The following is a 6,019-nucleotide window of genomic DNA, read 5'->3' on the forward strand; positions in this document are numbered from 1 at the left end:
GCCGAGACGAGCTGCGAATCGATCTGGCTGAGTTCGGCGCGCGCCGCGTCGACGCGCTGCGCGGGCGAGCCGGCACCAGCCGGGATCAGCCCTATATTCTGCGCCTCGAACGCCGCGCGGCGCGCCTCGACCTCGCGCAGCGCCTTTTCGCGATCGGCGATCTGCGAATCGAGGAATTTCAGGCTCTCGCGCGCGTTCATCCGGCCGCCGCGCAGTTGATCGTCGCGAACCACGGTGATCAGGCTGTCGAGCACGCCCGACGCAAGCTTCGCATTGTCGGCGTCGGAAAGACTCCCGACGGCGATGCTCGACGTGATTTCGAAGATATTGTCCTGCTGCGGAACGACCTTGATATTCTTTTGCAGCATAGCGACCGTGCCGGCCTTTTCGCGGTCGTTCGCGCCCGCCGGAAGCAGACCCGTCGTCGCCGCGACCTTTTCCATGTTGCGTGCGCTGGTCAGCGTCTCGCGGATCTGGTCGATGCGCGGCCCCCTGCCGCCCTGCGCCTCGTCGGGCAGGATCTGGTTGATCTCGACGAGCAGGCGTGCGCGGCTGTCGTAGCGGTTCGGGATCGACGCGATGGCGAGCCAGCCGAGGATGCAGATGCCCCAAGCGACCGCCAGCACGAGCCAGCGGCGCGTCCAGACGCTGTGCACTGCCACCCGGAATTCGTCATAGAGGCTGTTCATCGCTCGAAATCTATCCTTGGGAGATGGGTGGGTGGCGGCCGGTCGATATCAGAACATGCTTTCGGGGATGATGATCACATCGCCCGGCTGAAGCCGCACGTTCGCCTTGATATCGCCGCGCTTGATCAGGTCATTAAGCCGCAGGGCAAATTCCTGCTGCTTCCCACTGCCCTTGTCGAAACGGACGAGTCGCGCCTTGTTTCCAGCGGCATATTCGCCCAGGCCGCCGACTGCAATCATCGCGTCGAGCACGGTCATGTTGGCGCGGAACGGAATCGAAGCGGGTTTCTCGGTCGCGCCGACGATCCGCACCTGCTGCGAGAAGGTGCTGTTGAAGGTGGTGACGATCACGCTGACGATCGGATCGGTGATATACTGGCTGAGCTGGAGCTTGATGTCCTGCTGCAGCATCGTGGGGGTTTTCCCCACCGCGGGCATGTCGGTGATCAGCGGCGTGGTGATGCGGCCGTCGGGGCGCACCTGCACCTTGCCGCCGAGTTCGGGGTTGCGCCACACGAAGATCTGGAGTTCGTCGAGCGGGCCGATGATATATTCCTCACCCGGCCCCTCCTGGTTCGCGACGAAGTTGGCGCTGGGAAGCTGCGGCGCGTTGCCGGCGCCCATGCACGCCGTCAGCGCGGTCGCGGCAATGCCCGAGACGAGTGCGGCGCGCGCGATACGGAGCGAGGGAAACGAAGCCATAATCATCAACCTTTCGAGCCGCCGGGGGGAGCCGCGGTCAGAACTTAAGCGGCGACAGCCATTGCGTCAGCGTCCGTCCTTGCTCGAAAAGGGTGAACATAATGTTAGTATTGACATAAGTCTGGACCGCGACCGCATAAAACTGTCCCGATTGGGAACAGGTCGCGCGGCGTCAGACGAGCATTTCGCGCGCTGGTCCCTGCCCCAGAAACGCCGCCGGGCTCGCGCTCGCGCCATAGGCGCCCGCCTGGAAGATCGCGATCAGATCGCCGACCTCGGCGCGCGGGAGCGCGACCTGATCGCCGAGCCGGTCGAGCGGGGTGCAAAGGCAGCCGACGACCGACACGGTCTCGACGGGCTCGCGGCCGAAGGCATTGGCGAGAGCGATCGGATAGTTGCGCCGGATCACCGTGCCGAAATTGCCGCTCGCGGCGAGCTGGTGGTGGAGGCCGCCGTCGGTGACGAGGAAGGTCTCACCGTGGCTGGTCTTGCGATCGACCACGCGCGTCAGATAGACCCCCGCCTCGGCGACGAGCCAGCGGCCGAGTTCCATCGCGAAGCGGCTGTCCGCGAGGACCGGATCGCGCGCGCCGAGCGTTTCGCCGAGCGCCTGCCCGACCGCCGCCGCATCGACCGCCGTATCGCCGGGAAAATAGGGCACGCCCATGCCGCCGCCGAGATTGACGAGCGGAGGCGTCGCGCCGATTTCATTCGCCAGCCGCGCGGCGAGCGCGACGGTCTGCGCCTGCGTGTCGGCGATCGCTGCGGCATCAAGCGCCTGCGATCCCGCGAAAATATGGAAGCCCTGCCAGTCGGCGCCGGCGTCGATCAGGCGGCGCACCAGCGCCGGCACCCCGGCGGCATCGACGCCGAAGGGCTTGGCGCCGCCCCCCATCTTCATGCCCGATCCCTTGAGGTCGAAATCGGGATTGACGCGCACGGCCAGGCTCGGGGTGAGGCCCAGATGATCGGCGATCGACAGCGCGCGTTCGGCTTCGCCCGCCGATTCAAGGTTGAGCGTCGCGCCGGCAGTAATGGTCGCTTCGAGTTCGCGATCGCGTTTGCCCGGGCCGGCGAAGCTGATGTCGCCGGCCGGCATGCCGCTCGCCAGCGCGGCCTTGAGTTCGCCTCCCGACGCGACATCGAACCCGTCGACGAGTCCGGCCATGAAGGCGAGCAGCGGCGGATAGGGATTCGCCTTCATCGCATAGTGAAGCTGAACCTCGGCGGGCATCGCTGCGCGCCATTCGGCGACGCGCGCCCGCAGCATCGCGCTGTCATAGGCGAACAGCGGCGTATCGCCCGCGACGTCGGCGAGAGCTTCGGCGCGATCGCCGCCGATCAGCAGCATGCCATCGGGATCGGCGCTGAAGCCGGGGGGGAGCGGACCGTGCGGTTTCATGTCGTCACCTCGTGCGTCCAGCCGGCAGCAATCGCGACGCGGTCGAGCTTGCCGTTCGGATTGCGCGGCAGTTCTTCCCGCCATTCGATCGCGGCCGGCTGCATGAAATTGGGCAGATTCTGGCGGAGATACGCCGCAAGCCCCTCTTCATCGTTCACCCCGTCCCTGCCGCGCACGATCAGGACGATCGCAGCGCCGAGCCGCGCATCGGGAACACCAAAGGCCACGGCCTCGTAAATCACCCCCGACCCCACCGCGACATCCTCGACCTCGGTCGGGCTGACGCGATTGCCGGCAGTCTTGATCATCGCATCATCACGGCCGACGAAATAGAGGAGGCCTTCCGCATCACGGCGAACGGTATCGCCCGACCAGACCGCGGTTCCACCGTAGCGCGACGCGGCGGGCGACGGCCTGAAACGCTGTGCCGTCCGTTCTTCGTCGCGCCAATAGCCCTGCGCGACCAAGGGGCCTGTGTGAACCAGTTCGCCCGGTTCGCCGTCGTCCGTGATGCTGCCATCGGGGCGGCACACGAGGATTTCGGCATGCGGGATCGCGCGGCCCATCGACGTTGGATGATCGGCGACGAGGGCCGGGTCAAGAAAGGTCGAGCGGAACGCCTCGGTCAGACCGTACATCGGGTAGATGTCGGCGCGGGGGAAGGTATCGCGTATCGCGTCGATCAGCGACGGCGTGAGCGCGCCGCCGCTATTGGTCAGGCGCGTGAGAAGCCCTGCGGTTTCGGCGGGCCATTCGCTCTCGACGAGTTGCACCCAAAGCGGAGGAACACCCGCAAGCGTAGTGATGCCGTGGCGCGCGACTGCCTTCACGACGTCACGCGCGGTCAAATAGTCGAGCGGAGCAACCGCCGCGCCTGCGTACCAACTCGAAAGCAGCTGGCTCTGCCCATAATCGAAGCTGAGCGGCAGCACGGCGAGTATGCGATCTTCGGGCGTGATTTTCAGGTAGGAGGCGACGCTTTCGGCGCCGAGCCACAGATTGGCGTGGCTGAGCATCACGCCCTTCGGCCGCCCCGTCGAGCCGCTGGTGTAGAGAATGGCGGCGAGATCGCCCGGCTCCGCGATCGAGAGCGGCAGCCCTTGCCCGCCCGAATCAATCACCTCTTCGCCGATCTTCTGATCCTGCAGCACGCAATGCTCCGGCAGATCCTTGCCGAGCATGTCGGCGCGCGCGCCGTTGGTGACGAGCAGCTTCGCGCCGCTATCGGACAGGATATGCGCGACCTGCGGCCCCTTCAGCAGCGGATTGACCGGCACATGGATTAGCCCTGCCCGCGCCGCCGCGAGCGGCAGCAGACAGGCGAGGCGCGTTTTCGCGCTCCAGTTCGCGACGCGTTCGCCCGGACCGCCGGCCTGATCGAGCAGCCAAGACGCGAGTCGGCCGACACCGGCGTCGAGGTCGGCGAAGGTCGTGACCTTGCCACCGATCAGCAGCGCAGCCGCGTCCGGCGCCCCGCAACGGGCAAGATGGTCGATCGGACGCGAAGATGGGTTTTCGGCTTTGGTCATCGGCTGTTAGGAGTGAGGTGATAGAGGGCGGCACCATGCAAGGGAACGGTGAACATCACGCTAATGACGACGCGGCGCGCGCCACAGGTCTCGCTACGCCGTTCGACCGTGCCCTGTGGTTTGACCAGCTCGCAGCGCATGGCTTCGCGGGTCAGGGCCGGTTCAACGCGCGCGGTCATGCTGGCGGCACGACCGCCTGGCTACCGCTCCGTATCGAGAAACCGGGATATCTGGCTGGCCTGACGAACTGGTACAGCTTCGCGATCCGGCCGCTTTATACGGGCAGCGGCGACGCGACGGCATCACTACTCGACCTGTTTCGCAAGCTGCGCGCGGCGACTGCACAATTGTCGCTTTATCCGGTCCGCGACGAGGAACAGCAGGCGCTCGCTTCGGCCCTGCGATCGACAGGATGGTGGGTGAAAGCGGCGCCGGCAGGCGACCGCCACTGGCTCGATCTGTCCGATATGGATCATGACAGCTGGTGGGCGAGCCGGCCGGGCGCGCTGCGGAGCACCGTCCAGCGCAAGGCGAAGAAGGGTGTTGTCGATATCCAGCTGCTCACCGCTTTCGATGCCGGAAGCTGGGCCGCTTACGAACAGGTATATGCAGCGAGCTGGAAACCGGAAGAAGGCCACCCCGCCCTGCTGCGCGCCTTTGCCGAAGCCGAGAGCGCCGGTGGGCGCCTGCGCATGGGAATCGCCCGCATCGACGGCGCCCCGGTCGCGGCGCAATATTGGACGGTCGAGGATGGCACCGCGTTCATCCACAAGCTGGCGCATGTCGAGGATAGCCTGAAGGCCTCGCCCGGCACTTTGCTGTCGGCGGCGTTGTTCCGCCACGTGATCGAGGTCGATGGCGTCAAGCGCGTCGATTTCGGAACCGGTAACGATGCGTACAAGCGCGACTGGATGAACCGGCACGACCCGCTGTGGCGCATCGAGGCTTTCAATCCGTCGCGCGTCGCGGCATGGGGACCGGCATTGAGGGCGTTCGCCCTTCCCGTGCTGAGGAAAACATCGTGACCGAACCCGCCCCCAAAGCATCCGGCGTTGACGCCACCCTTCGCGCCCTGCTCGCCGATGTGCTGGGGCTGGGCGAGGAACGCGCCGCGGCGCTGACCGGCGACAGCGGCCTGTTCGGCGAGCTACCCGAGTTCGATTCGATGGCGGTCGCGACCGTTCTGACCGAAATGGAAGACCGGCTGGGCATCATCATCGATGATGACGAGGTCGACGGCGAAATATTTGAAACCTACGGTAATTTGCTCGCCTTTTCGTTGCGCAAAGTGACCGGCTGATCCCGATGCGCGCATGACCGAACATCGACTGCGCATCGCCCCCGCGGGCACGCCCCGCGCCAATATCCTGATCGTCCCCCCGCTGTTCGAAGAAGCGAACCGCACGCGCCGCACGCTGGTGCTCGCGATGCGCGCGCTCGCAGCCAGTGGCTTTACGGCGGTGCTTCCGGACCTGCCGGGGCAGAATGACAGCCTCGTTCCGCTCGGCGAGGTCGATCTGGCGCGTTGGCAAGGTGCGCTTGCCGAGACCGCTGCGGAAATCGATGGTCCGGTCATCATCGCTTCGGTTCGCGGCGGCGCGCTGATCGACCATAAGGCGAAGGCGGCCGCATGGTGGCGACTGGCGCCCGTCGGCGGCGCGTCGCTGCTGCGTACGTTGATGCGCGCGCGCGTTGCC

General features: G+C 66.2%; 5 protein-coding genes and 2 pseudogenes. 3 read left to right on the forward strand and 4 right to left on the reverse strand.

The features are described 5' to 3' along the window. From VN047_RS17280 to VN047_RS17295, 4 genes and pseudogenes are all read right to left on the reverse strand, one after another. Positions 1-689 (reverse strand): annotated as a pseudogene (locus tag VN047_RS17280) (chain-length determining protein); the annotation flags it as partial. Positions 690-737: 48 nt separating this feature from the next. Then, positions 738-1,391 carry an XrtA/PEP-CTERM system exopolysaccharide export protein gene (locus VN047_RS17285; RefSeq protein ID WP_325544835.1) on the reverse strand — a complete coding sequence of 218 codons (654 nt, stop codon included), beginning with the start codon at positions 1,389-1,391 and terminating at the stop codon, positions 738-740. 172 nt (positions 1,392-1,563) lie between these two features. Beyond that, positions 1,564-2,793 carry a pyridoxal-dependent decarboxylase, exosortase A system-associated gene (locus VN047_RS17290; RefSeq protein ID WP_325544837.1) on the reverse strand — a complete coding sequence of 410 codons (1,230 nt, stop codon included), beginning with the start codon at positions 2,791-2,793 and terminating at the stop codon, positions 1,564-1,566. Continuing rightward, positions 2,790-4,322, reverse strand: a complete 1,533-nt coding sequence (locus tag VN047_RS17295; protein WP_325544839.1) for an acyl-CoA ligase (AMP-forming), exosortase A system-associated — start codon at positions 4,320-4,322, stop codon at positions 2,790-2,792. Before VN047_RS17295 ends, VN047_RS17290 begins: the two co-directional genes overlap by 4 nt. Before the next feature lie 35 nt (positions 4,323-4,357). On the opposite strand from VN047_RS17295, the gene VN047_RS17300 reads away from it, so the two are divergent. The 3 genes and pseudogenes from VN047_RS17300 to VN047_RS17310 all read left to right on the forward strand — a co-directional run. Continuing rightward, positions 4,358-5,347, forward strand: a complete 990-nt coding sequence (locus VN047_RS17300; RefSeq protein ID WP_325544841.1) for a GNAT family N-acetyltransferase — start codon at positions 4,358-4,360, stop codon at positions 5,345-5,347. Next, complete coding sequence (locus VN047_RS17305) at positions 5,344-5,622, forward strand: acyl carrier protein (protein ID WP_325544843.1); 279 nt, start codon at positions 5,344-5,346, stop codon at positions 5,620-5,622. The genes VN047_RS17300 and VN047_RS17305 overlap by 4 nt, the downstream gene beginning before the upstream one ends. A 13-nt stretch (positions 5,623-5,635) precedes the next feature. Continuing rightward, positions 5,636-6,019, forward strand: a pseudogene (locus VN047_RS17310) (hypothetical protein); the annotation flags it as partial.

The organism is Sphingopyxis sp. (assembly GCF_035565275.1).
Classification (GTDB): Bacteria; Pseudomonadota; Alphaproteobacteria; order Sphingomonadales; family Sphingomonadaceae; genus Sphingopyxis.

Excerpts from the sequence above, each read along its gene's own strand:
- VN047_RS17285 (WP_325544835.1), bottom strand. The coding sequence starts at position 1,391 with ATGGCTTCGTTTCCCTCGCTCCGTATCGCGCGCGCCGCACTCGTCTCG.
- VN047_RS17290 (WP_325544837.1), bottom strand. The coding sequence starts at position 2,793 with ATGAAACCGCACGGTCCGCTCCCCCCCGGCTTCAGCGCCGATCCCGAT.
- VN047_RS17295 (WP_325544839.1), bottom strand. The coding sequence starts at position 4,322 with ATGACCAAAGCCGAAAACCCATCTTCGCGTCCGATCGACCATCTTGCC.
- VN047_RS17300 (WP_325544841.1), top strand. The coding sequence starts at position 4,358 with ATGCAAGGGAACGGTGAACATCACGCTAATGACGACGCGGCGCGCGCC.